Genomic DNA, 25,405 nt, shown 5'->3' on the forward strand with positions numbered 1-25,405 from the left:
GAGCTAGTGAACAAGTGGATTCATTCAGGATGCGAGGACGGCTCCTGCACTGTCTTTCGACAACACCGGCACCGCGGTACCACCTCACTTACCGTCACCGCGTGCGCCCCTTGGAGGGACCAACGGCGGCGGCCGCTCATTACTGCTGTGACGGGCTTACCCGTCCGGTTCTACCGGTCCCGGTCCGCTGAAAGCGGCATGAGGACGTTCTTCCGGAAGCTCACCGGTGATGGCCGGGTCGAAGCTGCTACAAGAAGTCTAACAACTGTCGCGGCTCCGTTGTGCCTGCACCGAGTCCCGCTGCTCAGGATCCTGGGCCGGGCCACCCCGCGGTCATTATCGACCACGGGGTAACCAAGCCCGTCGGTGCGCTACGGCCGCTCAGCGGCCGGTCTTGAGCTCGAAACTGCGCGGCAGCTTTATGCCGGATTCGGCCATAACGTCCCGCAGCCGGTCGGGGTAGTCCGTGATGAGGCCGTCTACCCCGAGGGCGATCAGGGCGCGCATGGTGGGCTTGTCGTCGACGGTCCACGGAATGACCTGCATGCCGGCGGCGTGTGCCCGGCTGACCATGTCGGCGGTGACATACGGGACGTAGTCCTGATCGGTGACTGCGCCATCCTGGGGCGTGCCGTGCACCGGGGACACCGCAGTGACCCCAAGGGAGGCCGCGGCCGCGACCAGATCCCCGCCAAAGTCGTCCGCGTCGATACCGCCGAGCCACGGCGAGCTGCCGGGCTGGCCGGCCTCAAGGAAGTCCTTGTTGGTCAGGGCAACGGTGGGGATCTGCGGCTGGCGTTCCCGGACCAGGCGCAGCGAGCCCCAGTCGAAGCTTTGGATGGAGACCCGGCTTTGCATGTGCGCCTTGTTGATTTCCTGCAGCGCGACGTCCACGAACTGCTCCCGCGGGGCGGTCTCCTCGGGCGCTCCGGCTTCGACCTTCGTTTCGATATTGAACCGGACCTGGCTGGCACGGTAGGACCGGGCCAGGGCAAAGACCTCGGCGAGGGTGGGCATTTTGGCGCCTGGGGACGCTGCCTGGCCCGGGAATTGAGGCTGGGTCAGCGAGCCGCAGTCCAGGCTCCGGACCTGTGCGAAGGTCAGGTCCTTGACGTATTTGCCGACGTAGGGAAACTGCGGGTCGCCCGCCGTCACCGGCGCGGTGTCCTGGCATTTTTTGTCGCTGATCTTGCGGTCGTGGGTAATCACCTCGCGGCCGTCTTTGGTGATCTGGAGGTCAAGTTCAAGCGTCGAGACACCGGTCTCGAGGCCCTTCGCGAACGATGCCAGCGTCGACTCGACGGTGAGACCGATGCCGCCGCGGTGCGCCTGAAGGTCAAAGTGGTGGTCGGCGCCTGTGCCCGAATCGCGGGAACGGGTGTCGGCGGCGTCGGCCTGGGCCGTGGTGGCGAGGAGCAGGGCGGCGCTCAGTACTGCGGCGCCGAGCTTGGTCGTGGTGCGCATGGGGATGAGTCTCCACTCTGGTGGTGTGCAGTTGCACCCGCCACGGTCCCCGCCCGCGGCCAACAGCGCACCACCCCTGGCCCACGGCAGAGCCAAGTGCAGATGAACGCCGGGCGTCCGGTTTCCGGCCGGCCAGTCCGGACCCGGCCGGAGTCCGGCGGACCCGCCTAGTTTTTGCGGATCAGCTTGTGGTTGGCGGCCTGCGCGACCGGACGGATCACAATCTGGTCGAGGTTCACGTGGTGCGGCGCCGTGACGGCGTAGCGGACGACGTCCGCGACATCCGCTGCGGTGAGCGGCTTCTCAACTCCCTGATAGACCTTGGCGGCTGAGGCCTGGTCCCCGAGGCGGTTCAGGGCGAACTCCTCCGTCTGCACCAGGCCGGGGACCACCTCAATAACGCGGAGGTTGTGTTCGGCCTCTTCGAGGCGCAGCGCACCGGTCAGCGCGTGCTGGCCGAACTTTGCCGCGTTATAACCGCCGCCCCCCTCATAAGCGGACAGCCCGGCCGTTGACGTCAGATTCAGGACCGTACCCTCGCCAACCGCACGCAGCATCGGCAGGAAGGCCCGGATGAGCTTTAAGGTGCCGAGAACGTTGACCTCGAACATCCATTCCCAGTCCTCGGTCTTTGCCCCGGCCACCGTGTCCGCGCCGCGGGCGCCGCCGGCAATGTTGATCAGGGTGTCGATCCCGCCGGCGCGGGTCACCTCGTCCACCAGCCGGGCGACGGCGGCGTCGTCGGTCACGTCCGCCGGAAGGGCGACGGCGCCGGTTTCCGCGGCGAGCGCCGCCAACCGGTCCGCGCGGCGGGCCACGGCGTACACCGTCCAGCCCGCGCTCCGGAGCGCCCGCACGGTGGCCTCGCCGATTCCGGTGCTGGCGCCGGTTACTACTGCCGCTTTGTGCTGGATTCCCTCAGTCATGGCACCACCCTAGTGGATCAGCGCACGGTGCTGGATTCCAGGTCCTCGTCCTCGAGGCCGAGGACCTTGAGCTTGCCGCTCTTCCGGTCGGCGAGGTACTCCTTCATTTCGCGCTTGATGACCGGCAGCAGCAGGTAGACCCCGAGCAGGTTCACGAAGGCGCAGACGAACAGTGCAGCGTCGGCGAAGTTCAGCACCTGGGTGAAGGTCAGCACGGTTCCCACGACGGTAAAGAACAGGAAGACGCACTTGTAGCTGACCTCGGAGGCCTTGCTCCGGCCGAAGAGGTATTCCCAGGCTTTGAGCCCGTAGTAGGACCAGGTGATCAGGGTGGAGAAGGCGAACAGCGAGACTGCCACGGCCAGCACTGCGGGAAACCACGGGAGCACGGTAGCAAAGGCGTCAGAGGTCAGAATGACGCCGTCGGGGGCGCCCTTGCCGGCCTGTACCTGATCCATGCCGGCCTGGAAGCTCGGTGCTCCGCCGATGATGATGGCGAGTGCTGTCATGGTACAGATGACCACCGTGTCGATGAGGGGTTCGAACATGGCCACAAAGCCTTCGCTCACGGGCCGGGTGGTCTTGACGGCAGAGTGGGCAATGGCGGCTGACCCCAGGCCGGCTTCGTTGGAGAACGCGGCGCGCTGGAAGCCCACGATCATCACGCCGACGACGCCGCCGGTGAGGCCTTGCGGATTGAACGCACCGCCAATGATCGATCCCATTGCGGCGGGGACATGGTCCAGGTTGGCGAGGATGACGAACAGGCAGGCGAGTACGTAGATAATTCCCATGGCCGGGACGAGTTTGCTGGTGGTGGCCCCGATCGACTTGATGCCGCCTAGGATCACGGCGGCCACCAGGGCGGCCAGGACGACCCCAAAGATCAACGCGGCCCCGGCGCTGCCGAGCGGACCGTCCTCGCCGCCCGTGACGTTTTGTACCTGGGCGAACGTCTGGTTTGCCTGGAACATGTTGCCGCCGGCGATACCGAAGATCAGGATGGCGACGGCGAAGATGCCGGTGAGCGTCTTGGCCGGGAACCGTCCGAACTTCTTGAACGCGATGGGCAGGTACTTGAACGGCCCGCCCGTCACCGTCCCGTCAGCGTGGACTTCCCGGTATTTGACCCCGAGGGTGCACTCGGCAAACTTCGTGGCCATGCCAAGCAGACCGGCAAGGATCATCCAGAATGTCGCTCCGGGGCCACCGAGCGCCATAGCCGCGCCGACGCCGGCGATGTTGCCCAGCCCCACGGTGCCGGACAGTGCCGAGGTCAACGCGTGGAAGTGCGGAACCTCGCCGGGATCGGATTTTGACGAGTAATGGCCGCGGATCACCTCGTGGGAGGTCTTGAGACCGCGGAACTGGATAAAGCCGAAGTAGACCGTGAAGATCACACCGGCGGCGATGAGCCAGGCCACGACGGCCGGAAAGCTCACCTCACCGATAGTGATGGGGAAAAAGACAATATTTGAGAAAGTCTCGGTGACCGGCTGAAAGACCGTATCTGCCGCGCTTTCTACGGCCGACAGCCAGCCGATCTCGTCGGAGGCAGCTTGTGTTGGCAGCGCTTGGTAAATTGACATTCCTCCACTAGAACGTCAATCGAACGTGATCGCAATCACATTTCGAATACCCTACGAAATTTGCGTTTGTCTTTGGTAGGTATCTGACACGGTTCTCGGTGGCGGAATCGTGTACGGACAGGCGTACAGACAATCGATCCGACTTCGGTGTTGATGCCCCGCCTTCCCGCCGTTGCCCTGCGGGGTCCTCCGGCCATGGAAGAATTGCCCCATGGCTGAAGACACGCAGGGTACAGACACGCCCACCACCGCCCCCATCAATGTTCCGGACAAGCCCGCCCTGGAAGGGCTGGAAACCGCGCTTACCCGGCGCTGGCTTGACGACGGGACCTACAAGTTCAACCCGGACACCACCCGGGAGCAGGTCTACTCGATCGATACTCCCCCGCCCACCGCGTCGGGTTCGCTGCACGTCGGCCACATGTTCTCCTACACCCAGACCGACGTCGTGGCCCGCTACCAGCGGATGACCGGCAAGAATGTCTTTTACCCGATGGGCTGGGACGACAACGGCCTGCCCACCGAGCGACGCGTGCAGAACTACTTCGGTGTACGCTGCGACCCAACGACCGCATACGACGCCGGCTACCGCCCCCCGGCGGAGCCGGCCAAGAACCAGCGCGACTTCGACGTCGTCTCGCGCCGGAACTTCATCGAACTCTGCGAGGAGCTCGCGGTCGAGGACGAAAAGGTCTTCGAGAACCTGTTCCAGACCCTCGGCCTGTCCGTGGACTGGGACCTGACGTACCGCACCATCGACGACAAGTCCCGTGCCATCTCCCAGCGTGCCTTCCTGGCGAACCTGGCTGCCGGCGATGCGTACATGGCCGAGGCGCCCACCCTGTGGGACGTAACCTTCCTCACCGCTGTGGCCCAGGCCGAGCTGGAGGACCGCGAAGTTGCCGGCGCGTACTACCGCTTCCCCTTCTTCACCCAAGACGGCGAGAAGATCTTCATCGAGACCACCCGCCCGGAACTGCTGGCCGCCTGTGCCGCGCTCGTGGCGAATCCCGACGACGAACGCTACAAGCCGCTGTTCGGCACAAAAGTCACCTCCCCGCTGTTCGGCGTCGAGGTGGAAATCAAAGCCCACCCGCTCGCCAAGGCGGACAAAGGCTCCGGCATCGCCATGGTCTGCACCTTCGGGGACCTCACCGACGTCACCTGGTGGCGCGAACTCCAGCTGCCCACCCGCGCGATCGTGGGCCGTGACGGGCGCATCCTGGGCGAGACGCCGGAGTGGATCACCACTGCCGAAGGCCGCGCCCACTTCGAGGCGATCGCCGGCAAGACCGTGTTCAGCGCCAAAGAAGGCGTGGTGGAGCTGCTGGCGGCAGCGGAACTGCTCGACGGCGAACCGAAGAAGATCATGCACCCGGTGAACTTCTTCGAGAAGGGCGACAAGCCCCTTGAAGTTGTAACGTCACGCCAGTGGTACATCCGCAACGGCGGCCGTGACGCCGAACGCCGTGAGCGGCTCATTGCCCGCGGCCACGAAATCGAATTCCACCCGGCATTTATGCGTTCCCGCTACGAGAACTGGATCTCCGGACTGAACGGGGACTGGCTCGTTTCCCGCCAGCGCTTCTTCGGTGTGCCCGTGCCCGTCTGGTACCCGCTGGACGCCGACGGCAACCCCGACTTCGCAGCTCCGATCGTCCCGTCCGACGCGCAGCTGCCGGTGGATCCGGCGGCTGATGCGGCACCGGGGTACGAAGAGTCCCGGCGCGACGTGCCGGGGGGCTTCACCGGCGACGCCGATGTGCTCGACACCTGGGCCACCTCGTCGTTGACACCGCAGATCGTGGGTGGCTGGAGCACCGACGAGGCGCTCTTCGCCAAGGTCTTTCCGTTCGACGTCCGCCCGCAGGCCCACGACATCATCCGGACGTGGCTGTTCTCCACCGCCGTCCGCGCGGATGCCCTGCAGGACGTCGCGCCGTGGAAGCACGCGGCCATCTCCGGCTGGATCCTTGACCCGGACCGCAAGAAGATGTCCAAGTCCAAGGGCAACGTGATCGTCCCGACCGAGGTGCTCAACGAATACGGTTCGGACGCCGTCCGCTACTGGGCAGCCTCGGCCAAGCTCGGCGCGGACACCGCGTATGAGATCGCGCAGATGAAGATCGGCCGGCGCCTGGCCATCAAGCTCCTGAACGCCTCCAAGTTTGTGCTGAATCTCGGCGCCACCGAGGACTCCGTCGTTTCGGCTGACCTCGCGGTGCTCAGCAACCCCCTGGACCGGGCCGTGCTGGCCCAGCTCTCCGAGGTGGTCCGCCTGGCCACCAAGGCGTTCGAAAACTACGACTATGCCCGCGCCCTGCAGATTTCCGAGAGCTTCTTCTGGCACTTCACCGATGACTACGTGGAGCTCATCAAGGACCGCGCCTACGGTGCCGCAGGCGGGACTGAACAGGCTTCAGTCCTGGCAGCACTGGCGACGAGCCTTGATACCCTGCTGCGCCTCTTCGCCCCGTTCCTGCCGTTCGCCACGGAGGAAGTCTGGAGCTGGTGGCGGACGGGTTCGGTGCACCGTGCACAGTGGCCCTCCGCCGTCGAAATCGACGGTGACACCACGTTGCTGGCCACTGTAGGGACCGCGCTCAGCGGGATCCGGAAAGCCAAATCGGAGGCCAAGGTCAAGCAGCGCACCGAGGTCCTGTCGGCGACCATCACGGCTCCGGAGTCCCTCACAACGCAACTGAAAGCCGGCCTGGCCGACCTGAAGGCCGCGGCAAACGCCCGGGAACTGATCCTCGTGGGCGGCGACGGCGAACTGACCGTCGGCGATGTTGTCCTGGCCCCGGCCGAGGAGACCGGGCAAGCCTGACGGCTGTCCGCCCGGGAGACCAAAAGAGGGCCCTCCGCCCGGCTCACGCCGGGCGGAGGTCCCTCTTTGGTCTGGCTGATCCTTGCTTTCCGGGGCCTCAGATCCCGGCTGCGGCCCCGAAGTGCGTCAGCACCGGCGGTGCGGCCAACAGCTCCCCCAGTCCGCTTGCGCCGGCGCCTGCGCGCCACGCGCGGTAAGCGGAGTCGTGTTCAATCGACTCCCACCGTTCCACCACCAGAAAGTGCGCGGGGTCGTGGCTGTCAACAAGGACATCAACACCGAGGCAGCCGTCAAAGGCGCGCGTGTCGCTGAGGATACCGCGGAGCACCTCCGGCGCCGTGGGCAGGGCTTCTGCCTTTAGGGTCAAGTCAAGGTGGGCTGTGATGGGCATGGAGCTCCAATGGTCGCAGGTGTGTACAGGGACAGCCGGCCTGGATGCCGGCCAACACGGCACCCGGAGCGGTGCCCTGCCATTGGTGGCAACAGCGGTGCCGGGCCAGTTGTTCCTGCGGCTCTGCTGAACGGGCGCGATGTGAACCGGTCCGGTTTGGGGCAACCCGCATTTTGTCCTAATAACCCGGATTTTGGGCAAAGGGGAAGCCCCATCAGCGTTTTGCCGTTGGTGGGGCTTCGACTTTCGATTGCCACGTGACGTCTCAGGCAATCTGGCGGGATCCTTGGATTTCCAGGTCTTCCTACCTCGTCACTGGTAGCCATCATCTGACTGTGCCGTAGGCTGCGTCGGATAAGTGTCACTGAATCGTTGGTTCCCGCGTCCCGCTTCTTCCGAAGTGGGTAAGTTCAATTGTGATCCTGCCCTGCCGGATACGCAAGAGCCCCGAAGGAACTACACGCGGGTAGTTCCTTCGGGGCTCTGGTTGTCCCGCGGGCTTCTAGCTGAACACGGGGCTTTCGGTCCGGCTGCGCTTAAGTTCGAAGAAGTACGGGAACGACGCCAGGGTCACTGTGGCGTCCCAGAGCCGTCCGGCCTCCTCGCCGCGCGGAATGCGCGTCAGTACCGGGCCAAAGAAGGCGGTGCCGTTGAAGGCGACCACCGGTGTGCCGACGTCCTGCCCGACCAGCGAGATGCCTTCCTCGTGGCTGCTGCGCAGTTCGGCGTCGAACGCGTCGCTCTGGCCAGCGGCCGCCAGCTCCGCCGGGAGGCCAACCTCCGCGAGGGACTTCGAGATAACCTCGGCGATGTCAGCATTGCCTTCGTTGTGGATTTTGGTGCCCATGGCGTCGTAGAGCGCCTTCACGTATTTTTCGCCGTGCTGCTGGGCCGCGGCCATGATAACCCGCACGGGGGCCCAAGCCTTGGTGAGGAACGCCTTGTACTCCTCCGGGAGCTCCTCACGGCCCTCGTTCAGCACGGCCAGGCTCATAACGTGCCACTGGACGCTGATATCGCGGACGTCCTGTACCTCGCCAATCCAGCGGGAGGTCACCCACGCGAAGGGGCACATCGGGTCGAACCAGAAGTCGGCTTGGTTAGTCGTTGCTTCTTGGGTCAGGGATTCAGACACGGTTGTTCTCCTTAAGGAAGTCTGCCGGGAAACATGCGCTGCTGCGGATCCAGCACCCGGGCGCGCCATAGGCGACAGCGACCGGCGCACCGTGTTTATTCCGGGTCAGGCCGACTTGCGGCGCTTGAGGTCGTGGGCGATCAACGTGGGCGCTGCCTTCTTGGAGACGACGTCCTCCGTGATAACAACTGTGGCGATGTCCTCGCGGCTCGGCAGGTCAAACATCACAGGGAGCAGGACCTCCTCCATGATGGCGCGAAGCCCTCGGGCCCCGGTGCCGCGTTCCAGTGCCTGATCGGCGATCGTGTTAAGGGCTTCCTCGTCGAACACCAGCTCAACGCCGTCGATCTGGAACATCTTCTGGTACTGCTTCACCAGGGCGTTCTTGGGGGTGGACAGAATCTGGATGAGCGCCGCCCGGTCCAGGTTGGAGACCGTGGTGATGACGGGCAGGCGGCCGATGAACTCAGGGATGAGCCCGAACTTCAACAGGTCCTCAGGCATCACCTCGCCGTAGGAGTCGGTGTTGTTCTTGACCTCGTTGAGCGGGGCGCCGAATCCGATGCCCTTGCGGCCGGACCTGGAGCCGATGATCTCCTCGAGACCGGCGAACGCACCGGCCACGATAAAGAGCACATTGGTGGTATCGATCTGGATGAATTCCTGGTGCGGGTGCTTGCGGCCGCCTTGCGGCGGAACCGAGGCGACAGTGCCTTCCAGGATCTTCAGCAGGGCCTGCTGCACACCCTCGCCGGAAACGTCCCGGGTGATGGAGGGGTTCTCGCTCTTGCGTGAGATCTTGTCGATCTCATCGATGTAGATGATGCCTTGCTCGGCCTTCTTGACGTCGTAGTCAGCGGCCTGAATGAGCTTTAGGAGGATGTTCTCCACGTCCTCGCCGACGTAACCGGCTTCGGTCAGTGCGGTGGCGTCGGCGACGGCGAAGGGTACGTTGAGCCGTCGGGCAAGCGTCTGCGCAAGGTACGTCTTGCCGCAGCCGGTGGGCCCGATCAGCAGGATGTTCGACTTGGCGATCTCGACCTCATCGTGGTGCACCCCTTCGGCGAGGCTGCCGCTCTTAGGGGCGTGGCCCGCCTGGATGCGCTTGTAGTGGTTATAGACCGCTACGGCGAGTGAACGCTTGGCCGGCTCCTGGCCAATCACGTATTCCTGCAGGAAATCGAAGATTTCGCGGGGTTTTGGCAGCTCAAAACTGCCCAGGTCGGCCACTTCGGCGAGTTCTTCCTCGATGATCTCGTTGCAGAGTTCAATGCACTCGTCGCAAATGTAGACACCGGGCCCGGCAATGAGCTTCCGAACCTGCTTTTGGCTCTTTCCGCAGAAAGAACACTTCAGCAGATCCGTGCTCTCGCCAATCCGAGCCATATGTGAACCCCTTTGTATTTTGCTGCCGGCTGTGTCCTTCGCCTGCGCAGCGCTGCACCCGTTACTGGAATCACGGACCTTCCCCAGGGAGGCCAACCGTGACATGTTCCACTCTAGGTCACTTTCGGTCTATTGAGTGGAAAGCAGACACCGGTGCGGCCACGTCAAGTGGCGCACCGGTGTCGGGAACTGCTGCTTAGCTACTTGGTGATTGCCTGGGGCTTCATCTTGCGTGAATCCAGCACCTGGTCGATCAGACCATACTGCATCGCCTCGGCTGCGGTGAGGATCTTGTCGCGTTCGATGTCGTTGTTGACCTGCTCGGGGGTCCGGCCGGAGTGCTTGGCCAGCGTGTCCTCAAGCCAGGACCGCATCCGCATAACCTCGGCTGCCTGGATCTCCAGGTCGGAGGCCTGGCCGCCCTGGCCGCCGGACAGGGAGGGCTGGTGAATGAGGACGCGGGCGTTGGGAAGCGCGAGGCGCTTGCCCGGTGTGCCGGCTGCAAGGAGCACAGCCGCGGCACTGGCGGCCTGGCCGAGGCAGACGGTCTGGATCTCCGGGCGGATATACGTCATGGTGTCGTAGATCGCGGTCATAGCGGTGAAGGACCCGCCCGGGGAGTTGATGTAGAGGGTAATGTCGCGGTCCGGGTCAGTTGACTCCAGCACCAGCAGCTGGGCCATCACGTCGTCGGCCGACGCGTCGTCAACCTGGACGCCGAGGAAGATGATGCGGTCCTCGAACAGCTTGGTGTAAGGGTCCTGGCGCTTGAATCCGTAGGGGGTGCGCTCTTCGAACTGCGGCAGCACGTAGCGGCTGCTCGGCAGGTTACCGGCAGTCGAACCGAAGTTGTAGTTCATGTTCATTGCTCCTGAAGTCATTGCTGTCTGCGTGCCGGTCAGTTCTCGGTGGCTGTGTCTGTGCCGTTGTCACTGCCGCCGGCATTGGTTCCGCCGCCGCCGGCCACGGAGCCCGCGTGCGCCGCAATCTTGTCGAAGAAACCGTAGTCAAGGGCCTCCTTGGCCGTGAACCACTTGTCGCGGTCGTTGTCCTTGAGGATGGTCTCGACGCTCTGTCCGGTCTGGTCAGCGGTCAGCTCGGCCATAACCTTCTTCATGTGCAGGATGAGCTCGGCCTGGATTTTGATGTCCGATGCCGTGCCGCCGATGCCGCCCGAGGGCTGGTGCATCAGGATGCGTGCGTTCGGGGTGGCGTAGCGCTTGCCCTTGGTACCGGAGGAGAGCAGGAACTGTCCCATCGAGGCGGCCAGGCCGGTGGCGACGGTCACGACGTCGTTGGGGATGAACTGCATGGTGTCGTAGATGGCCATGCCGGCCGTCACGGACCCGCCCGGTGAATTGATGTAGAGGTAGATATCCTTCTCGGGGTTCTCGGCCGAGAGCAGCAGCAGCTGCGAGCAGATCGCGTTGGCGTTCTCGTCGCGGACCTCGGAGCCGAGCCAGATGATGCGCTCTTTCAGCAGGCGGTTGTAAATGTAGTTGTCCTGGGCTGCCGGATCGACAGTAGCCATCCGGGGTGCCCCTGCTTGCTGTGACATATGTACTTCCCTCTCGCTGGCGACGGTGATGCCACTGGACGACATCACTGAACTTTCCTACATGGACACTAACGGTTTTTCGGACCGCTTTGTGCGCAGGCGCGGGGCTGTTCGCTGACGGCGCACGACTGGCCGGGAGGGTTCGTCACAGGCTTAAAAAGCAGCACCCCCGGATCAAAGATCCGGGGGTGCTGCTGGACCGCGGGAGCGGAAGGTATTAGAACTTCACGGCTGCCGGATCATCATTTGTGCCGGTCTCGGTTGCCGCTTCCTCGGAAGCGCTTTCCTCGGCCTCGGCAGTTGCCTCAACGGTTGCCTCTTCGTCGCCGGGGCGGACGAAGTCGCTGAGGTCGACGGCGTTGCCCTCAGAGTCGGTGACCTCGGCCTGGCCGAGGACCACGGCCAGTGCCTTGCGGCGGCGGACCTCGGAAACCATCATGGGGACCTGGCCGCTCTGATCGATGATCTGGGCGAACTGGTTCGGGTCCATGCCGTACTGGCCGGCGGTGGTCACGATGTAGTCGATCAGCTCGTTCTGGCTGACGTTGACTTCTTCCTTTTCGGCGATGGCGTCCAGGATGATCTCGTTCTGGAAAGCCCGCTCGCTGTTGGCCTTGACCTCGGCGCGGTGCTCCTCGGTGTCGTGATCGCCTTCACCGTGTGCGTTTTCGGCGTTGAAGTGCTGCTCAAGCTGCTCTTCGACGACGGAGGCCGGTACGGGAACCGCAACGAGCTCAACGAGCTTGTCGAGGACCTTGTCACGGGCTTCAACGCCCTGCTCGACGACCTTGGACTCTGCGGCCTGCTTGGTGAGGTCCTCGCGGAGTTCGGCCAGGGTGTCGAACTCCGAGGCCAGCTGGGCGAAGTCGTCGTCGGCCTCGGGCAGCTCGCGCTCCTTGACGGACTTGACGACGACCTTGACCTGGGCGGACTCACCGGCGTGCTCGCCGCCCACCAGGGTGGTGTCGAAGATCGCATCCTCGTCGGCGCTGAGGCCGGTGACAGCTTCATCAAGGCCCTCAAGCATTGTGCCGGCGCCTACCTGGTAGGACAGGCCCGTGGCGGAGTCGACTTCGACGCCGTCGATGGTGGCGGTGATGTCGATGGTGAGGAAATCTTTGTCGGCCGCGGGGCGGTCCACGGACTTCAGCGTGCCGAAGCGGCCGCGAAGCTCATCCAGGGCCGTCTCGACGTCGGCGTCGGTGGAAGCAGCGGCCGCAACCTCAACCTTGATGCCGGCGTAGTCGGGCAGCTCGATCTCGGGGCGGACGTCAACCTCGGCGTGGAACTTCAGCTCACCATCGGTGGCTGAAGGATCCGGAACTTCGGTGATTTCGACCTCTGGACGGCTCAGCGGACGGATGCCGGTTTCCTGGACTGCCGCCTGGTACCAGCCGTTCAGGCCTTCGTTGATGGCAGTCTCCAGCACATAGCCGCGGCCGACGCGCTGGTCAATAAGCTTGGAGGGGACCTTGCCCTTGCGGAAACCGGGGACCTGGATCTGCGAAGCAACAGTCTTATATGCCTCTGCGATGCTGGGTTTCAATTCCTCAAAGGGGACCTCAACATTGAGCTTGACCCGCGTGGGGGTGAGGTTCTCGACAGCGCTCTTCACAGTCTAAGTACTCCTGGTTTTTAGGGGGTGGGGTTCTGCACCGCCAAGGTCTGGCGGCAACTGCAGAGTCGGGGTGACAGGATTTGAACCTGCGACTTCCTGCTCCCAAAGCAGGCGCTCTAGCCAAGCTGAGCTACACCCCGTAAGTGCACAGAACAGTCTACGGTCATATCGTGCCGGTTTGCACATTTGACACTGGGGCCCTGAATTAGGTTTAGTTGTATCCGGCTTGAACAGCCACCCGGAAGTTTTGCTGGAAGTCTCCTGCAAAGTCCCGGGGACGTAGCTTAATGGTAAAGCCTCAGTCTTCCAAACTGATTACGCGGGTTCGATTCCCGTCGTCCCCTCAGAAATATGACGAGAAAGCCCCTCTCCGGAGGGGCTTTTTTGTACCCGTTTGGCCGGCCGCACGGGCCCGCCACCAGCAAGGAACTCGATGGCCCGCTGCCCGCAAAGAGTACTCTCACCGCTGGCAGGAAGGGCACCAATAGAGCTTGCGGGCCCCCAGGTCGGTCAGCGCCACCGTCGTTCCGCAGTTCCGGCAGTCGAGACCCTGCCTCCGGTAGACGAAGTGGGACTCGTCCGGGGCGGGCAGCTGGCGACGGTTCCCGCTCGCGGCGAGGCCGGCCCAGCAGTCCGGGGGTGTTGTGATGATCCTGCCGTCACGGACGCCGTCGGACATCACCGCGACGCTGTCGTCCCACAGCTCCCGGGCAGCAGCGGCGGAGAGCGAGCGGCCCGGCAGCCAGGGGTCCAGCCCCTGCCGGAACAGCAGTTCGGCGCGGTAGACATTGCCGACGCCGGCGATGACCTTTTGGTCCATCAGCAGGGCCGCGATCGGCGTGCGCCGGGCCCGGACAGCGGCAACAAAGGAGTCCCGGTCCCCGGGCAGGTTTCGCAGCGGATCGGGTCCGAGTCGGGCGAGCACTGCGGCGGCTTCGGCTTCGGTAACCACTTCGCACGTCGTTGCGCCGCGCAGATCGGCCCAACCGTGGACCCCGGCGAGACGGACCCGGACGGCGCCGACCGGTGCCGGCGGGCCCGAATACGGTGCCGGCTCAGCCGACGCACCGTCGTCAAAAATCTCCCGTTCCCCGACTTTCCGGGGCGCTCCGATGCTCGACGCGCCCCGGAAGCCTGCGTCTCCGCCGAAATCCCAGGCCCCGTAGAGGCCCAGGTGGACGTGCAGCGCCAGCCCGTGGCCGAACGCCAGGAAGAGGTGCTTCCCGTGCGCGGTGGAGCCGGTGAGCGTATGGCCGTCCAACAGTGCCGCGCCCCGGACAAAACGCCCCTGCGGACTCGACACCGCTAGCTGCTCGCCCGTAAAGACGTCGCCGAACTGGCGGGCCAGCCGGTGGACGGAATGTCCCTCCGGCACTAGGCGAGGACCTCGCCGGTGCGCTCATAGGCGGCGATCTTGCCGATCCGGCGGACGTGGCGGACGTCGTTGCTGAATGGTTCCGCCAGGAACGCCTCGATGATTTCGGTGGCCTCCTTGACGCTGTGCTGCCGGCCGCCGACGGCGACCACGTTGGCGTCGTTGTGATCTCGCGCCAGCTTCGCCGTGGACAGGTTCCAGGCCAGCGCCGCCCGGACGCCCTTGACCTTGTTCGCTGCAATCTGCTCGCCGTTGCCGGAGCCGCCCAGCACGATGCCCAGGGCGTGTGTGCCGGCTTCCTGGTCCGCAACGACCGCAAGAGCGGCATTGATGCAGAAGGAGGGGTAGTCATCCAGGGCGTCGTAGGCCGCGGGTCCGTGGTCGACTACCTCGTACCCCTTGGCGCCAAGATGGGCGACGAGGTGGGCACTGAGTTCCATGCCGGCGTGGTCGGTGGCGATGTGCACGCGCGGGAGGTCAGGAAGGGTCACGGCGTATCCGTTCGGTGGGGCAGAGCAGTGGGGTCACCGGGTCTGCGGTGCGGTCTGGGAAGCTGCTTCCAGCTTACTAGGGCACGCGACCGAGCCGGCCGTTCCGCCTGCCGGCAGTTCGTCACACACCGGCGGCTCCGCCGTCCCGGTGCGCGCGTGCGGCCACCCGTGAGATGACCTGCGCTACGTTCTCCGCAGTGGCGGCGCTCCCGCCGCTGACGGTAACGGTCCGCCCGTCGGAACGGCCCACAACGATTGCCGGTCCGCTGCTGACCAGCAGGGCAGTTGTGCTGCCGTGGCTGCGGTAACCCCAGCCGCCAAAGTCGGCCGCCCGGATCTCCTGCTGTGTCGCCGACTCGATGGCGCCGGCCGGAACATCCAGTACCCGGACGAAGCCTGCGGCGAAGACGCGCAGGCCGCCCCGGTCCACCCGGATGCGGGCGAACAGGCACGCCGCCGCCAGCAGGGCCAGGGCCACGAGCAGGGCCGCCAGCCAGGGCAAGGCGATGGTGAGAAGTGCGGCTGGAAGCACTGTGGCGACCCCGAGCATCACAAAAACGGAACTGCGGGCGTGGACCCACAGGCTCACTGCATCGCGGGCAAGCCCGGGATCGATTTCGCGGGCCAGGGCCGCCGCCACGGCCTTCTCATCGTCGGCGGACCAGCGTTCGTCGGCCTTGAAAACAAAGCCCATCACGAAACCCAGGCCCAGTGCCGCGCCGCTTCCCATGGCGAGTACTGTGACGTCCACCTGGGCCTGCCTCGCATTGCCGAGCCCGAGCTGACCGACCAGCACGGCTGCGAGGACGGCGGTGATGAACAAACTGACGAACAGACCGGCGCCCATCATGATCCGGCGCATCACCGCTGGGCGGGACAGCGGTACCGCCTGCAGCAGCACGCCGCCGCCAAGCAGCACGATCAGGGCGGCGCCAACTCCGGTCACGGCCGGGAACGGTGCGAAGTCCGCCGCGCCGCCCTCAGCCCAGCGCACTGCCAGCGGCTCGGGCAGCTCCGTGCGGATCAGCAAGGCGCACACCACAAACGCCGTTGCCAGCATCAGCGGAAACCCCAAGGCGAAGCGCAGTGCCCTGGCGTCGACGGAATCCCGGAATCTATCCATATCCACCACGCTACCCCCGGGTGATGAGGGCTTCGGTATCGTGGTGGGACCTAACGCAACTTGCCAAGCACCGCAGACGTGAAAGAATGATTTCACAATACTTGTTCGCCCATCCGCACAGCATCCCTGGAGGCTCCCCTTGCCCGGAATGAACCTGACGCGCGCCGAAGCACGCGAGCGCGCCGAACTGATCGCCGTCGAATCCTACGAGGTCGAGCTCGACCTGACCCGCGGAGGGAAAGTCTTCGGCTCCACCACCGCTGTGAAGTTCACGGCCGTGCCGGGTTCCTCGACGTTCATCGACGCGGTGACCGACGCGGTGCACAGCGTGAAACTGAACGGCCGCGAGCTGGACCCTGCAGCGGTCTCCGACGGAGTCCGCATCCAGCTGCCGGATCTCGCAGCGGACAACGAGCTGATGGTGGTCGCCGAGGCCCCCTACATGAATACCGGCGAGGGCCTGCACCGGTTCGTGGATCCGGTGGACCAGGAGGTCTACCTCTACACCCAGTTCGAGGTTCCGGATTCCCGGCGGATGTTTGCCGTGTTTGAACAGCCCGACCTCAAGGCCAGCTTCACGTTCACTGTGACTGCGCCCTCGCACTGGGATCTCATCTCCAACTCCCCCACCCCGGTGCCGGTGGAAACCATCCCCGGCCCCGACGGCGGCGCCCGCTCCGTCTGGGAATTCAGCCCCACCCCGCGCCTGTCCTCCTACGTCACGGCCCTGATCGCCGGGCCGTACGAATCGGTGCGCAGTGAAGTAGTGTCCGCCACCGGGAAAGTCACTCCGCTGGGCGTCTTCGCCCGCAAGTCGCTGATGCAGTACCTGGACGCGGACAACATCTTCGAACTCACCCGGCAGGGCTTCGAGTTTTTTGAGGCGCAGTTCGGCTGCCCGTACCCGTTCGAGAAGTACGATCAGCTCTTTGTGCCCGAGTTCAACGCCGGTGCGATGGAAAACGCCGGCGCCGTGACCATCCTGGAAGGCTACGTCTTCCGCAGCAAGGTCACCGACGCCCAGGTGGAGCGCCGTGCCATCACCGTGCTGCACGAACTCGCCCACATGTGGTTCGGGGACCTTGTGACGATGCGCTGGTGGAACGACCTCTGGCTCAATGAGTCCTTTGCCGAGTACATGTCCCACCTTGCCGCCGTCGAGAACACGGCATTCGACCACGCCTGGACCACTTTTGCCTCGGTGGAGAAATCCTGGGCGTACCGCCAGGACCAGCTGCCGACCACCCACCCGATCTTCGCCGAGATCAAGGACCTGGAAGACGTCGAAGTGAACTTCGACGGCATCACCTACGCCAAGGGCGCCTCGGTGCTCCGGCAACTGGTGGCCTGGGTGGGTCCGGAGGAATTTATGGCCGGCGTCCGCGAGTACTTCCGCAAGCACTCCTGGCAGAACACCGAGCTCAGCGACCTGATGGTCGAGCTCGAAAAGGCCAGCGGCCGCGACTTGGACCACTGGGGGAAACTTTGGCTGGAGACCGCCGGGGTCAACACCCTGACGTCGGAACTGTCCGTGGGTGCGGACGGAAGCATCTCGTCCTTCGCCATCCTGCAGACCGCCACCGAGACCCAGCCGACCATCCGTCCGCACCGGCTCGCCGTCGGCTTCTACAACCTCAATGGTGCCGGGAAGCTGGAGCGCGTGCACCGCGCGGAACTCGACGTCGACGGCCCGCGCACCGAGGTGCCCGCCCTGGCGGGGCTCGCACAGCCGGACCTGATCCTGCTCAACGACGATGACCTCGCCTACGCCAAGGTCCGGCTGGACCCGAAGTCCCTCGCCACTGCCACAGCACACCTGAAGGACATCGGCCAGAGCCTGCCCCGCACCCTCGTCTGGGGTTCGGCCTGGGACGCGGCGCGCGACGGCGAGACTCCGGCACGCGGCTACGTGGAGTTGATCCTGGCCAACATCGCGGAGGAATCCGATTCGTCAGTGACCATGGTCCAGCTCCGCCAGCTGGCCACGACGCTGAACTTCTATGTGGCAGCGGACCACAAGGAAGCCACCGCGACCGCCGCGGCCGGCCGGCTCTGGGAGCTTGCCGCCGGCGTCCGGGCCGGCTCCGACGCACAGCTTCAGTTCGTGAAGGCCTTTGCCCTGTTGGCCCGCAGCGCCGGTCAGTTCGATACCGTCGCCGGGCTGCTTGACGGCTCCCTGAAACTGGCCGGCCTGACCGTGGACCAGGACCTGCGCTGGGAACTGACCACCGCCCTCGTGGTCGGCGGCCAGGCCGGGCAGGAGGCGATCGACGCCGAGCTCGAGCACGACAACACCGCCACCGGACAAAACGCGGCGGCCCTGGCGAAGGCGGCCATCCCCACCGCCGCGGCCAAGGCTGCGGCCTGGGAGTCGATTGTGGTCACCAACGAACTCTCCAACGCCCTGCAGGGTTCGGCGGTCGCCGGCTTCACCCGGGTGCTGGACACCTCACTGCTGGAGCCTTACGCGGAGAAATACTTTGCGGCCGTCCCCGGCGTGGTCAGGGACCGCACCCACGCCCTGGCCCAGCAGATCGTCGTCGGGCTCTACCCGGCCCAGCTGACCACACAGGCCACGGTGGACCGCACGGATGAGTTCCTGGCCTCGCTGCCGGCGGACAGTGCGGCGCTGCGCCGAATGATGTTGGAGAACCGCGACGGTGTGGCCCGCGCACTGCGGGCCCGGCAGGCCGACGCCGGCTAGGGAGCCGCTTAGGGAGCCGTTTCCCGGAGTCCCGCCCAACTAGCTCGCAGCAAACGCCGTTTTGGACGCTCATAACGACCCCTGCTGCCAGCTAGTTGGGCAGGGATGTGTTTTAGGCTGGGGTAATGAGCCTCGACGAACACCGCTACGCGCTGACTGTCCGCTGGACCGGGAACCTTGGCGAGGGGACGGCGTCGTACCGCGGGTATGCACGGGACCACGACATCGAGGTTCCCGGGCTGCCCGCCCTGCGGGGCTCCGCAGACCCGGCCTTCCACGGCGACCGGACCCGTTTCAACCCGGAACAGCTCCTGCTGGCCGCACTCTGCCAGTGCCATATGCTGTCCTTCCTGCACGTTGCGGTGAAGCACGGTGTAGTGGTCACGGCTTATGAAGACCGGGCCGAGGGGCTGATGCGGACCAATCGGGACGGCAGTGGACAGTTTGAGTCGGTCACGCTCAGGCCGCGGGTGAGCACTGCGGAGCCGGTCCCGGAGGCCGTGATGGCGGACCTGCACAGCGCTGCGAACAAGGTCTGCTTCATCGCCCGGAGCGTCAACTTCCCGGTGCTGCACGAGCCGGTCACGGCGCCGGCAGGCCGGCGGGACGTGGTTTCGCCGTAGTTTCCGGATCCAGGTCCCTGCCGGCCCCCTGGAGCGCGGCCGGGTAGGCTGCCGCAGCGCGCTATGCTCCGCGGGCAACCGCTACGGCGCTACTGTTGAACCAGACCAGAGCTTTATGCGCCCGCCGGACGCCGCAACAAGGAGTACTCCCCCACCGATGATCAGCCTGACCAGCGCCACGCCCATCACCGCTCCGGACATCTCGGCCATCAACGTGCCGGGGGTCCTCATCAGTCTGGGGGTCGGCGTCGCCATCTGGCTGGTGGCGTCCGTCGTGATCGGCGGAATCACGAAACGGGTCGCCGCGGGCAGCACATTCTTCAAAAAACCTCGGTTCCGCTGGGTGGCTCCCGCGTTCCGCGCCCTGGACCATGAGCGCAGAGTCCAGCGGGCCAACACAATCGGGGCACTTCTCAGCAGCGTGGCAGGCGTCCTGGTAGCCGTACTCACCGGCGTATACGTGCTTAAGAACCTGAACGTGGACGTCGCGCCGATCCTGACCAGCGTCGGAATCCTCGGAATTGCCTTGGGCTTCGGCGCCCAGCAGCTGATCCGGGACTTCCTGTCCGGCATTTTCATCACCATCGAGGACCAGTACGGCATCGGCGACATCATCGAGACCTCCGAGGTGGTGGGCACTGTGGAATCGATGAACCTTCGGATCACCCGGGTGCGGGCCGAAGACGGCGCCATCTGGTACCTGCGCAACGGCGAAATCCTGCGGGTGGGCAACCGTTCCCAGGGCAATTATGTTCCGCCCGGAAGTCCAACGGCGGACACCGAAGACAGCACACCCCAGCAACAGGCCGGAGAGTAGAGCCATGACAATTCCCAGCGCCGGCGGACCCGGACAGCCCAAGCAACTGCTGCAGAACGATCCGTTCAGCAGGCCGGGCTACACCGACAACTTTTACGATGCAGTGGGCGGCCACAAGACGTTTGTTAAGCTCATTGATGTCTTCTACGACGGCGTCGCATCGGATCCATTGCTGCGGCCGATGTATCCGGAGGAGGATCTGGGCCCTGCCCGGCGCCGTTTCCTGATGTTCCTCGAGCAGTACTGGGGCGGCCCGACGACGTATGGCGAGGAACGCGGGCACCCCCGGCTCAGGATGCGGCACCAGCCCTTCCGGGTCACCCCGGAGGCCAAGGACCGCTGGCTGCATCACATGCGCACCGCGGTGGATTCCCTGGACCTCCCGCCGCTGCACGAGGGGACGCTGTGGGACTACATGGAGCGGGCAGCACTGTCCATGGTGAACAGCCCGTCCGAATCCTGAGCTGCGCCCGGCGGACGCCGCAGAACGAGCCGCGGCTAACGAGCCGTGGCTACTGACGGTCCTAGAGTCCTGAACCGGAGCGGGCCAGGACGTGCCCCCGGGCCCCGCTGAGCCGGAACCAGCGCCCGGACCGGTAGAGCTGCTGCTCGCCGTCGGCGAGGAAGCCGAGGGTGAGGGCCGCAAACGCGGCACCCAGCGGCAGTCCGCCGGCTCCCTCCAGCTCCCGGCCCCAGACAGTGGCGCGGGCGTTGTTGACGATCAAGGCGCCGGGCTTGTCCGGGATGATGGCTGCAATCTCACTGATACCGGCCTCGGCGGACCTGCGCAGGGCGGAATCAGACAGGGTGGCCACGGCCTCCCACCCGGTTCGGGGAGCCCCGACGCCGGCCCACGATTCGGTAACGGTGACCGGCGGCAGCGGGAGCTCGACGTCGTCCTGGCCCGCGCGCGCCAGCCGATCCAGCACCGCGGAGATTGGGACGGTGACGTCAGTGTCCGCCGGCTGCGCCAGGGCCATGGTCCGCAGGCCGAGGATCGTCGGTGTCGATTCGCCCAGCAGCCGTGGCCGCAGCACACACACGTAGGCGGCGAGCACCCGGCCGGAGGCCTGGAGGCGGATGGCACCGTCGTCAATGGACTTGGCGCGGGCCGCGAAGGTGCGCAGGTCAGCGAGATCGCGGGGATCGGTGAACTGCAGGGGCAGGGTGAGGACGTCAGACACAATATCGACTCTACCGGCTGTGCCTCTTTGGGACCGCGGCGGAGGGACGTCTAGAGTCGAACCATGACTGAAGCCGAAGCCGGATTGCAGGGACCACCGACACAGGACCCCACCTCCTCGCTCCTCCAACTGCTGAACCTCGGCGAGCTGGAGGGTGCCCGGACAGATGAGGACATCTTTATGGGCCCCTCCCAGCAGCAGCCCAGGCACCGGGTTTTCGGCGGCCAGGTACTCGCACAGTCGCTGATCGCCGGAAGCAGGACGGTCCCCGAAGGGCGCGGCGTGCATTCCATGCACGGCTACTTCCTGCGGCCGGGGGACGCTAACAAGCCGATTACCTTTGGGGTCCAGCGCCTCAGGGATGGACGATCGTTCTCAGCACGGCGGGTGCACGCGTACCAGGAGGGCATGCCCATCCTGTCGATGATCGCGTCGTTCCAGGACCCGGATGAAGGGATCGAACACCAGTCCGAGATGCCGTCCGGCATCCCCGCCCCGGAGTCGCTGCCGAGCACCGCTGACCTGTTGGGAAAGTTCGATCATCCGGTGGCGCGCCACTGGGCCTATGAGCGGCCTTTTGACATCCGTCACGTTGACCCTGCCCTCTACGTTTCGGCCAAGGGCGAAAAAGCACCGCGCAATGCCGTCTGGATGAAGACGTTTGGACCTATGCCGGATGATCCGGAGCTGCACCGCGCCGCGCTTGCCTACGCAAGTGACTACACGCTGTTGGAATCGATCCTCCGCAAGCACGGGATGAGCTGGATTACCCCCGGGATGTCCGTGGCCAGCCTGGACCACGCGATGTGGTGGCACCGGCCGGTCCGGGTGGACGAGTGGCTGCTCTACGTGCAGGAATCCCCCAGCGCCCAAAGCGCCCGCGGCCTGGCCACCGGCAAGATCTTCAGCCGTGACGGCCGCCACGTGGCAACCGTGGCGCAGGAAGGCATGATCAGGGTTCCCACTGACCTCAAAAGCAAGGTCAAGGGGGCCGTCCAGACCAAGGTCCTGGAGCACCAGATGCGCAAGGCTGAACGCGGCTGATGCAGGAACGACCAAGGCCGGTTCCCCGCGGGGAGCCGGCCTTGGTCGTCCGTGCAGTGCGGCGCTGGCCTAGTCGCGGGTGAGGCGACGGTGGGTCACGCGGTGCGGCTTGGCTGCGTCCGCGCCCAGGCGCTCGACTTTGTTCTCCTCGTAGGATTCGAAGTTGCCCTCGAACCAGTACCACTTGGAGGGGTTCTCCTCGTCACCTTCATAAGCCAGGATGTGGGTGGCCACCCGGTCCAGGAACCAACGGTCGTGCGAAACCACAACGGCGCAGCCCGGGAATTCGAGCAAAGCGTTTTCGAGGCTGCTGAGGGTCTCGACGTCGAGGTCGTTAGTGGGCTCGTCGAGCAGCAGCAGGTTTCCGCCCTGCTTGAGGGTCAGTGCCAGGTTCAGGCGGTTGCGCTCGCCACCGGAGAGCACCCCGGCCTTCTTCTGCTGGTCCGGGCCCTTAAAGCCGAAGGCGGCAACATAGGCGCGGGACGGCATTTCAACTTGGCCGACCTGGATGTAGTCGAGTCCGTCCGAGACAACCTCCCAGAGGGTCTTGTTCGGGTCGATACCGCCGCGGCTCTGGTCCGCGTAGGAAATCTTGACGGAGTCACCGATCTTCAGCTCGCCTCCGTCGAGGGGCTCGAGTCCGACGATGGTCTTGAACAGGGTGGTTTTTCCGACGCCGTTGGGGCCGATAACACCGACGATGCCGTTGCGCGGCAGGGTAAAGGACAGCCCGTCGATCAAGGTGCGGTCCTCGAAGCCCTTCTGCAGGTTCTTCGCTTCCAGGACGAGGCCACCCAGGCGCGGTCCCGGCGGAATCTGGATCTCTTCGAAGTCCAGCTTGCGGGTGCGGTCAGCCTCCGCAGCCATCTCCTCGTAGCGGGCCAGACGAGCCTTGGACTTCGTCTGGCGGCCCTTGGCATTGGAGCGTACCCACTCAAGTTCCTCGGTGAGCCGCTTAGCCTGCTTGGCGTCCTTTTTGCCTTGGACTTCCAGGCGGGCGCGTTTTTTCTCAAGGTACGTGGAGTAGTTGCCCTCGTACGGGTACAAGTGGCCGCGGTCCACTTCGGCGATCCACTGGGCCACATGGTCCAGGAAGTACCGGTCGTGGGTGACGGCGAGGACGGCGCCGGGGTAGGCCGAGAGATGCTGTTCAAGCCACAGCACGCTCTCCGCGTCAAGGTGGTTAGTGGGCTCGTCGAGGAGCAGCAGGTCTGGCTTCTGGAGCAGGAGCTTGCACAGGGCAACACGGCGACGCTCGCCGCCGGAGAGCAGGGTGACGTCTGCGTCGGCCGGCGGGCAGCGGAGGGCGTCCATGGCCTGCTCGAGCTGGGAATCGAGGTCCCAGGCATCGGCGTCGTCGATCGCTTCCTGCAACTGGCCCATTTCCTCCAGGAGGGCATCATAGTCGGCGTCGGGATTGGCCATCTCTTCGGAGATGTCATTAAAGCGCTGGATCTTGCCGTAGATCTCACCGACACCTTCCTGGACGTTGCCCAGGACGGTCTTGTCCTCGTTGAGCGGCGGCTCCTGCAGCAAGATGCCGACCGTGTAACCGGCGCTGAGCCGGGCCTCGCCGTTGGAGGGGGTGTCCAGCCCCGCCATGATCTTCAAAATGGTGGACTTGCCGGCACCGTTCGGGCCGACGACGCCAATCTTGGCCCCCGGGAAGAAGGACATGCTCACGTCATCGAGGATAAGTTTTTCGCCAACGGCCTTTCGGGCCTTGGTCATTGTGTAGATAAATTCCGCCATGCCTACAAATCTAGTGGTTCGGCCGGGATAACTCACATCCTGCAGTCCTGGGGGACTCCGTGACGGCGGGCCGGACTCAGCCCGGGGTACCAACGAAACAGCGGCCATCAGCGAGGACCGGCAGGACGGACGCCGTGACCGTGCCATTGCGAAGCTGGGCGATGATGCAGTTCCGGTCTACCTGCACGGCAACTTCAACAGCGTCCGTGTCCAGCCCCGTGGGGGTTTTGCTTGCCGTGACCTCTCCACTGTCGGCGGGGAACCCCGCGTCCGTCAGCGCGGTGCGGATCCTTTCCGTCCCGGGCTTCGCGTCGGCCGCGGCGAGCGGCCGAAGGGCTGCCTCGAGCCGGGCTTTTGCGTCCGACAGCGCAGCGTCCGGGGCGGGAATGGTGGTGCCGCCGTGCGCGACGCCGGCTACCCCGGCGGACGCAGTGGCTTCGCCTCCGCCGCCGGATTCCGACGGCGCCGAGCACCCGATCCCAGCCGTAACCACCAGCGCAAGAACCATGGCCAGCGCACTGGCCCGTGCCGGGACGGATGCTGCGCCGCGGCTGCCGGTTCTGGATCGCTTCACCCGGTCATTCTGGCACGGCCCGGGGGCTGCCGCATTGAACCCGCCAAGGGTTGGCTGCAATACGGCCGTCGCCGCTGCGCTGACGGGGTCAGCGGCCGGAGCGTCAGGCGGCGGCCCCTTTCAACTCCCCCGTTTCCTCGTCGAGTTCCTCTACGTCGCCGCTGATTTCGTCGACAAAGACTGCGCGGGAAACGGGCCCGTCATCCTCGTTCCGCCCTTCGTGGCCTTGGTCCTCCAGCGGCCCACCCTCGGGGCTGCCGTCCAGGAAAGCGGCCGGCGAACCGGAGGGACCCGGGGCCGTTGCCGAGCCATTGGCGGCCGTCCGGATGAAGTTGGCGGAACCCCACATAAGGTCGTGGCCGACTGACTCGGCATCAATCTCGACTGCGTGATAGATCCGGCCGTCCTTTTCCCAGCTCCTTAACTTGAGCCGGCCCACCACGATGACTCGCTGGCCTTTCTTGATGCTGCAACCGATGTTTCCTGCCAGCTGCCGGTAGCCCTGGACCGTAAACCAGTTGGTGTTGCCGTCCACCCAGGCGCTCGTGGCACGGTCGTACCGCCGCTCGGTGGACCCGATGCGGAATTTCGCCGTCGCCACCCCACCCGGCGTCGTCGAACTCGTGATCTCCGTGGCGACGAAGCCACGGACCGTGATGTTGTCACTCATGCTCATGTCCTGTCTCGAAATGTTGTGCCTAGCCGGCTCCTTCAGCATCGCGCCGGGAAGCGGACTCCGCGAGGAGCAAAAGAGGCCATGTGGAAAACCCCGATCCGGCCCCAGCGGGGTGCCTGCTGCACTGTCCGGGCTACCGGGTGTT

At 65.2% G+C, this 25,405-nt stretch carries 22 protein-coding genes and 2 tRNA genes; 7 read left to right on the forward strand and 17 right to left on the reverse strand.

Annotation, left to right across the window (positions count from 1 at the left end; all coding sequences use genetic code 11):
* Nucleotides 1-381: 381 nt before the first annotated feature.
* The 3 genes from QI450_RS09570 to QI450_RS09580 all read right to left on the reverse strand — a co-directional run bounded on the left by QI450_RS09570 (nucleotide 382) and on the right by QI450_RS09580 (nucleotide 3,979).
* On the reverse strand, nucleotides 382-1,464 hold the full coding sequence (locus QI450_RS09570; RefSeq protein WP_226774579.1) for a glycerophosphodiester phosphodiesterase: 1,083 nt from the start codon (nucleotides 1,462-1,464) through the stop codon (nucleotides 382-384).
* Nucleotides 1,465-1,631: 167 nt separating this feature from the next.
* Nucleotides 1,632-2,390, reverse strand: a complete 759-nt coding sequence (locus QI450_RS09575; protein ID WP_226774580.1) for an SDR family oxidoreductase — start codon at nucleotides 2,388-2,390, stop codon at nucleotides 1,632-1,634.
* A 17-nt stretch (nucleotides 2,391-2,407) separates the two neighbouring features.
* Complete coding sequence (locus QI450_RS09580) at nucleotides 2,408-3,979, reverse strand: alanine/glycine:cation symporter family protein (RefSeq protein WP_226774581.1); 1,572 nt, start codon at nucleotides 3,977-3,979, stop codon at nucleotides 2,408-2,410.
* Between the two features lie 211 nt (nucleotides 3,980-4,190).
* On the opposite strand from QI450_RS09580, the gene valS reads away from it, so the two are divergent.
* Nucleotides 4,191-6,809: a valine--tRNA ligase gene (valS, locus tag QI450_RS09585; protein WP_282467996.1), complete on the forward strand. Its 2,619-nt coding sequence runs from the start codon at nucleotides 4,191-4,193 to the stop codon at nucleotides 6,807-6,809.
* Nucleotides 6,810-6,906: 97 nt separating this feature from the next.
* Here valS and QI450_RS09590 read toward each other — a convergent pair whose 3' ends face one another.
* The 7 genes from QI450_RS09590 to QI450_RS09620 all read right to left on the reverse strand — a co-directional run bounded on the left by QI450_RS09590 (nucleotide 6,907) and on the right by QI450_RS09620 (nucleotide 13,037).
* Complete coding sequence (locus tag QI450_RS09590; RefSeq protein ID WP_226774583.1) at nucleotides 6,907-7,200, reverse strand: antibiotic biosynthesis monooxygenase family protein; 294 nt, start codon at nucleotides 7,198-7,200, stop codon at nucleotides 6,907-6,909.
* Between the two features lie 502 nt (nucleotides 7,201-7,702).
* A complete protein-coding gene (locus tag QI450_RS09595; protein WP_226774584.1) occupies nucleotides 7,703-8,335 on the reverse strand; it encodes a DsbA family protein in 633 nt (210 codons plus the stop codon).
* Nucleotides 8,336-8,440: 105 nt separating this feature from the next.
* Nucleotides 8,441-9,721, reverse strand: a complete 1,281-nt coding sequence (gene clpX / locus QI450_RS09600; protein WP_226774585.1) for an ATP-dependent Clp protease ATP-binding subunit ClpX — start codon at nucleotides 9,719-9,721, stop codon at nucleotides 8,441-8,443.
* Nucleotides 9,722-9,921: 200 nt separating this feature from the next.
* The gene (locus QI450_RS09605; protein ID WP_226761217.1) at nucleotides 9,922-10,581 is read right to left on the reverse strand and encodes an ATP-dependent Clp protease proteolytic subunit; all 660 of its coding nucleotides are present in this window, start codon (nucleotides 10,579-10,581) and stop codon (nucleotides 9,922-9,924) included.
* A 38-nt stretch (nucleotides 10,582-10,619) separates the two neighbouring features.
* Nucleotides 10,620-11,252, reverse strand: a complete 633-nt coding sequence (locus QI450_RS09610; RefSeq protein WP_226774595.1) for an ATP-dependent Clp protease proteolytic subunit — start codon at nucleotides 11,250-11,252, stop codon at nucleotides 10,620-10,622.
* Between the two features lie 244 nt (nucleotides 11,253-11,496).
* Entirely contained in the window at nucleotides 11,497-12,894 is a 1,398-nt protein-coding gene (gene tig / locus QI450_RS09615; RefSeq protein ID WP_226774586.1) for a trigger factor, read from the reverse strand.
* 68 nt (nucleotides 12,895-12,962) lie between these two features.
* A tRNA-Pro gene (locus tag QI450_RS09620) sits at nucleotides 12,963-13,037 on the reverse strand.
* A gap of 133 nt (nucleotides 13,038-13,170) precedes the next feature.
* Here QI450_RS09620 and QI450_RS09625 point away from each other — a divergent pair.
* A tRNA-Gly gene (locus QI450_RS09625) sits at nucleotides 13,171-13,241 on the forward strand.
* 116 nt (nucleotides 13,242-13,357) lie between these two features.
* On the opposite strand, the gene QI450_RS09630 is transcribed toward QI450_RS09625, so the two are convergent.
* From QI450_RS09630 to QI450_RS09640, 3 genes are all read right to left on the reverse strand, one after another.
* A complete protein-coding gene (locus QI450_RS09630; RefSeq protein WP_226774587.1) occupies nucleotides 13,358-14,272 on the reverse strand; it encodes a DNA-formamidopyrimidine glycosylase family protein in 915 nt (304 codons plus the stop codon).
* Complete coding sequence (locus tag QI450_RS09635) at nucleotides 14,272-14,763, reverse strand: ribose-5-phosphate isomerase (protein ID WP_226774588.1); 492 nt, start codon at nucleotides 14,761-14,763, stop codon at nucleotides 14,272-14,274. Before QI450_RS09635 ends, QI450_RS09630 begins: the two co-directional genes overlap by 1 nt.
* Nucleotides 14,764-14,884: 121 nt before the next feature.
* Complete coding sequence (locus QI450_RS09640) at nucleotides 14,885-15,886, reverse strand: hypothetical protein (protein WP_226774589.1); 1,002 nt, start codon at nucleotides 15,884-15,886, stop codon at nucleotides 14,885-14,887.
* Nucleotides 15,887-16,034: 148 nt separating this feature from the next.
* On the opposite strand from QI450_RS09640, the gene pepN reads away from it, so the two are divergent.
* The 4 genes from pepN to QI450_RS09660 all read left to right on the forward strand — a co-directional run bounded on the left by pepN (nucleotide 16,035) and on the right by QI450_RS09660 (nucleotide 20,493).
* The gene (gene pepN, locus QI450_RS09645) at nucleotides 16,035-18,590 is read left to right on the forward strand and encodes an aminopeptidase N (RefSeq protein ID WP_282467997.1); all 2,556 of its coding nucleotides are present in this window, start codon (nucleotides 16,035-16,037) and stop codon (nucleotides 18,588-18,590) included.
* Between the two features lie 125 nt (nucleotides 18,591-18,715).
* Nucleotides 18,716-19,213, forward strand: a complete 498-nt coding sequence (locus QI450_RS09650; RefSeq protein WP_226774924.1) for an OsmC family protein — start codon at nucleotides 18,716-18,718, stop codon at nucleotides 19,211-19,213.
* 157 nt (nucleotides 19,214-19,370) lie between these two features.
* On the forward strand, nucleotides 19,371-20,030 hold the full coding sequence (locus QI450_RS09655) for a mechanosensitive ion channel domain-containing protein (protein ID WP_226774925.1): 660 nt from the start codon (nucleotides 19,371-19,373) through the stop codon (nucleotides 20,028-20,030).
* Nucleotides 20,031-20,034: 4 nt separating this feature from the next.
* Nucleotides 20,035-20,493 carry a globin gene (locus tag QI450_RS09660; RefSeq protein ID WP_226774926.1) on the forward strand — a complete coding sequence of 153 codons (459 nt, stop codon included), beginning with the start codon at nucleotides 20,035-20,037 and terminating at the stop codon, nucleotides 20,491-20,493.
* A 61-nt stretch (nucleotides 20,494-20,554) separates the two neighbouring features.
* On the opposite strand, the gene QI450_RS09665 is transcribed toward QI450_RS09660, so the two are convergent.
* Nucleotides 20,555-21,214, reverse strand: a complete 660-nt coding sequence (locus tag QI450_RS09665; protein WP_226774927.1) for a hypothetical protein — start codon at nucleotides 21,212-21,214, stop codon at nucleotides 20,555-20,557.
* 63 nt (nucleotides 21,215-21,277) lie between these two features.
* Here QI450_RS09665 and QI450_RS09670 point away from each other — a divergent pair, with 63 nt between their 5' ends.
* Nucleotides 21,278-22,258: an acyl-CoA thioesterase II gene (locus tag QI450_RS09670; RefSeq protein WP_226774928.1), complete on the forward strand. Its 981-nt coding sequence runs from the start codon at nucleotides 21,278-21,280 to the stop codon at nucleotides 22,256-22,258.
* Nucleotides 22,259-22,327: 69 nt separating this feature from the next.
* Here QI450_RS09670 and ettA read toward each other — a convergent pair whose 3' ends face one another.
* The 3 genes from ettA to QI450_RS09685 all read right to left on the reverse strand — a co-directional run bounded on the left by ettA (nucleotide 22,328) and on the right by QI450_RS09685 (nucleotide 25,254).
* On the reverse strand, nucleotides 22,328-24,010 hold the full coding sequence (gene ettA, locus QI450_RS09675) for an energy-dependent translational throttle protein EttA (RefSeq protein WP_226774929.1): 1,683 nt from the start codon (nucleotides 24,008-24,010) through the stop codon (nucleotides 22,328-22,330).
* A gap of 76 nt (nucleotides 24,011-24,086) precedes the next feature.
* A complete protein-coding gene (locus QI450_RS09680) occupies nucleotides 24,087-24,584 on the reverse strand; it encodes a hypothetical protein (protein WP_226774930.1) in 498 nt (165 codons plus the stop codon).
* A 103-nt stretch (nucleotides 24,585-24,687) separates the two neighbouring features.
* Nucleotides 24,688-25,254, reverse strand: a complete 567-nt coding sequence (locus QI450_RS09685) for a single-stranded DNA-binding protein (RefSeq protein ID WP_226774931.1) — start codon at nucleotides 25,252-25,254, stop codon at nucleotides 24,688-24,690.
* Nucleotides 25,255-25,405 lie beyond the last annotated feature (151 nt).

The sequence above is a fragment of the Arthrobacter sp. EM1 genome, assembly GCF_029964055.1.
Taxonomy (GTDB): domain Bacteria; phylum Actinomycetota; class Actinomycetes; order Actinomycetales; family Micrococcaceae; genus Arthrobacter.

What these genes read in the sequence shown, in the direction of transcription:
- QI450_RS09570 (WP_226774579.1), bottom strand. Translation starts at nt 1,464, where the DNA reads ATGCGCACCACGACCAAGCTCGGCGCCGCAGTACTGAGCGCCGCCCTG.
- QI450_RS09575 (WP_226774580.1), bottom strand. Translation starts at nt 2,390, where the DNA reads ATGACTGAGGGAATCCAGCACAAAGCGGCAGTAGTAACCGGCGCCAGC.
- QI450_RS09580 (WP_226774581.1), bottom strand. Translation starts at nt 3,979, where the DNA reads ATGTCAATTTACCAAGCGCTGCCAACACAAGCTGCCTCCGACGAGATC.
- valS (WP_282467996.1), top strand. Translation starts at nt 4,191, where the DNA reads ATGGCTGAAGACACGCAGGGTACAGACACGCCCACCACCGCCCCCATC.
- QI450_RS09590 (WP_226774583.1), bottom strand. Translation starts at nt 7,200, where the DNA reads ATGCCCATCACAGCCCACCTTGACTTGACCCTAAAGGCAGAAGCCCTG.
- clpX (WP_226774585.1), bottom strand. Translation starts at nt 9,721, where the DNA reads ATGGCTCGGATTGGCGAGAGCACGGATCTGCTGAAGTGTTCTTTCTGC.
- QI450_RS09605 (WP_226761217.1), bottom strand. Translation starts at nt 10,581, where the DNA reads ATGAACTACAACTTCGGTTCGACTGCCGGTAACCTGCCGAGCAGCCGC.
- QI450_RS09610 (WP_226774595.1), bottom strand. Translation starts at nt 11,252, where the DNA reads ATGGCTACTGTCGATCCGGCAGCCCAGGACAACTACATTTACAACCGC.
- QI450_RS09640 (WP_226774589.1), bottom strand. Translation starts at nt 15,886, where the DNA reads ATGGATAGATTCCGGGATTCCGTCGACGCCAGGGCACTGCGCTTCGCC.
- pepN (WP_282467997.1), top strand. Translation starts at nt 16,035, where the DNA reads ATGAACCTGACGCGCGCCGAAGCACGCGAGCGCGCCGAACTGATCGCC.
- QI450_RS09650 (WP_226774924.1), top strand. Translation starts at nt 18,716, where the DNA reads ATGAGCCTCGACGAACACCGCTACGCGCTGACTGTCCGCTGGACCGGG.
- QI450_RS09655 (WP_226774925.1), top strand. Translation starts at nt 19,371, where the DNA reads ATGATCAGCCTGACCAGCGCCACGCCCATCACCGCTCCGGACATCTCG.
- QI450_RS09660 (WP_226774926.1), top strand. Translation starts at nt 20,035, where the DNA reads ATGACAATTCCCAGCGCCGGCGGACCCGGACAGCCCAAGCAACTGCTG.
- QI450_RS09670 (WP_226774928.1), top strand. Translation starts at nt 21,278, where the DNA reads ATGACTGAAGCCGAAGCCGGATTGCAGGGACCACCGACACAGGACCCC.
- ettA (WP_226774929.1), bottom strand. Translation starts at nt 24,010, where the DNA reads ATGGCGGAATTTATCTACACAATGACCAAGGCCCGAAAGGCCGTTGGC.
- QI450_RS09685 (WP_226774931.1), bottom strand. Translation starts at nt 25,254, where the DNA reads ATGAGTGACAACATCACGGTCCGTGGCTTCGTCGCCACGGAGATCACG.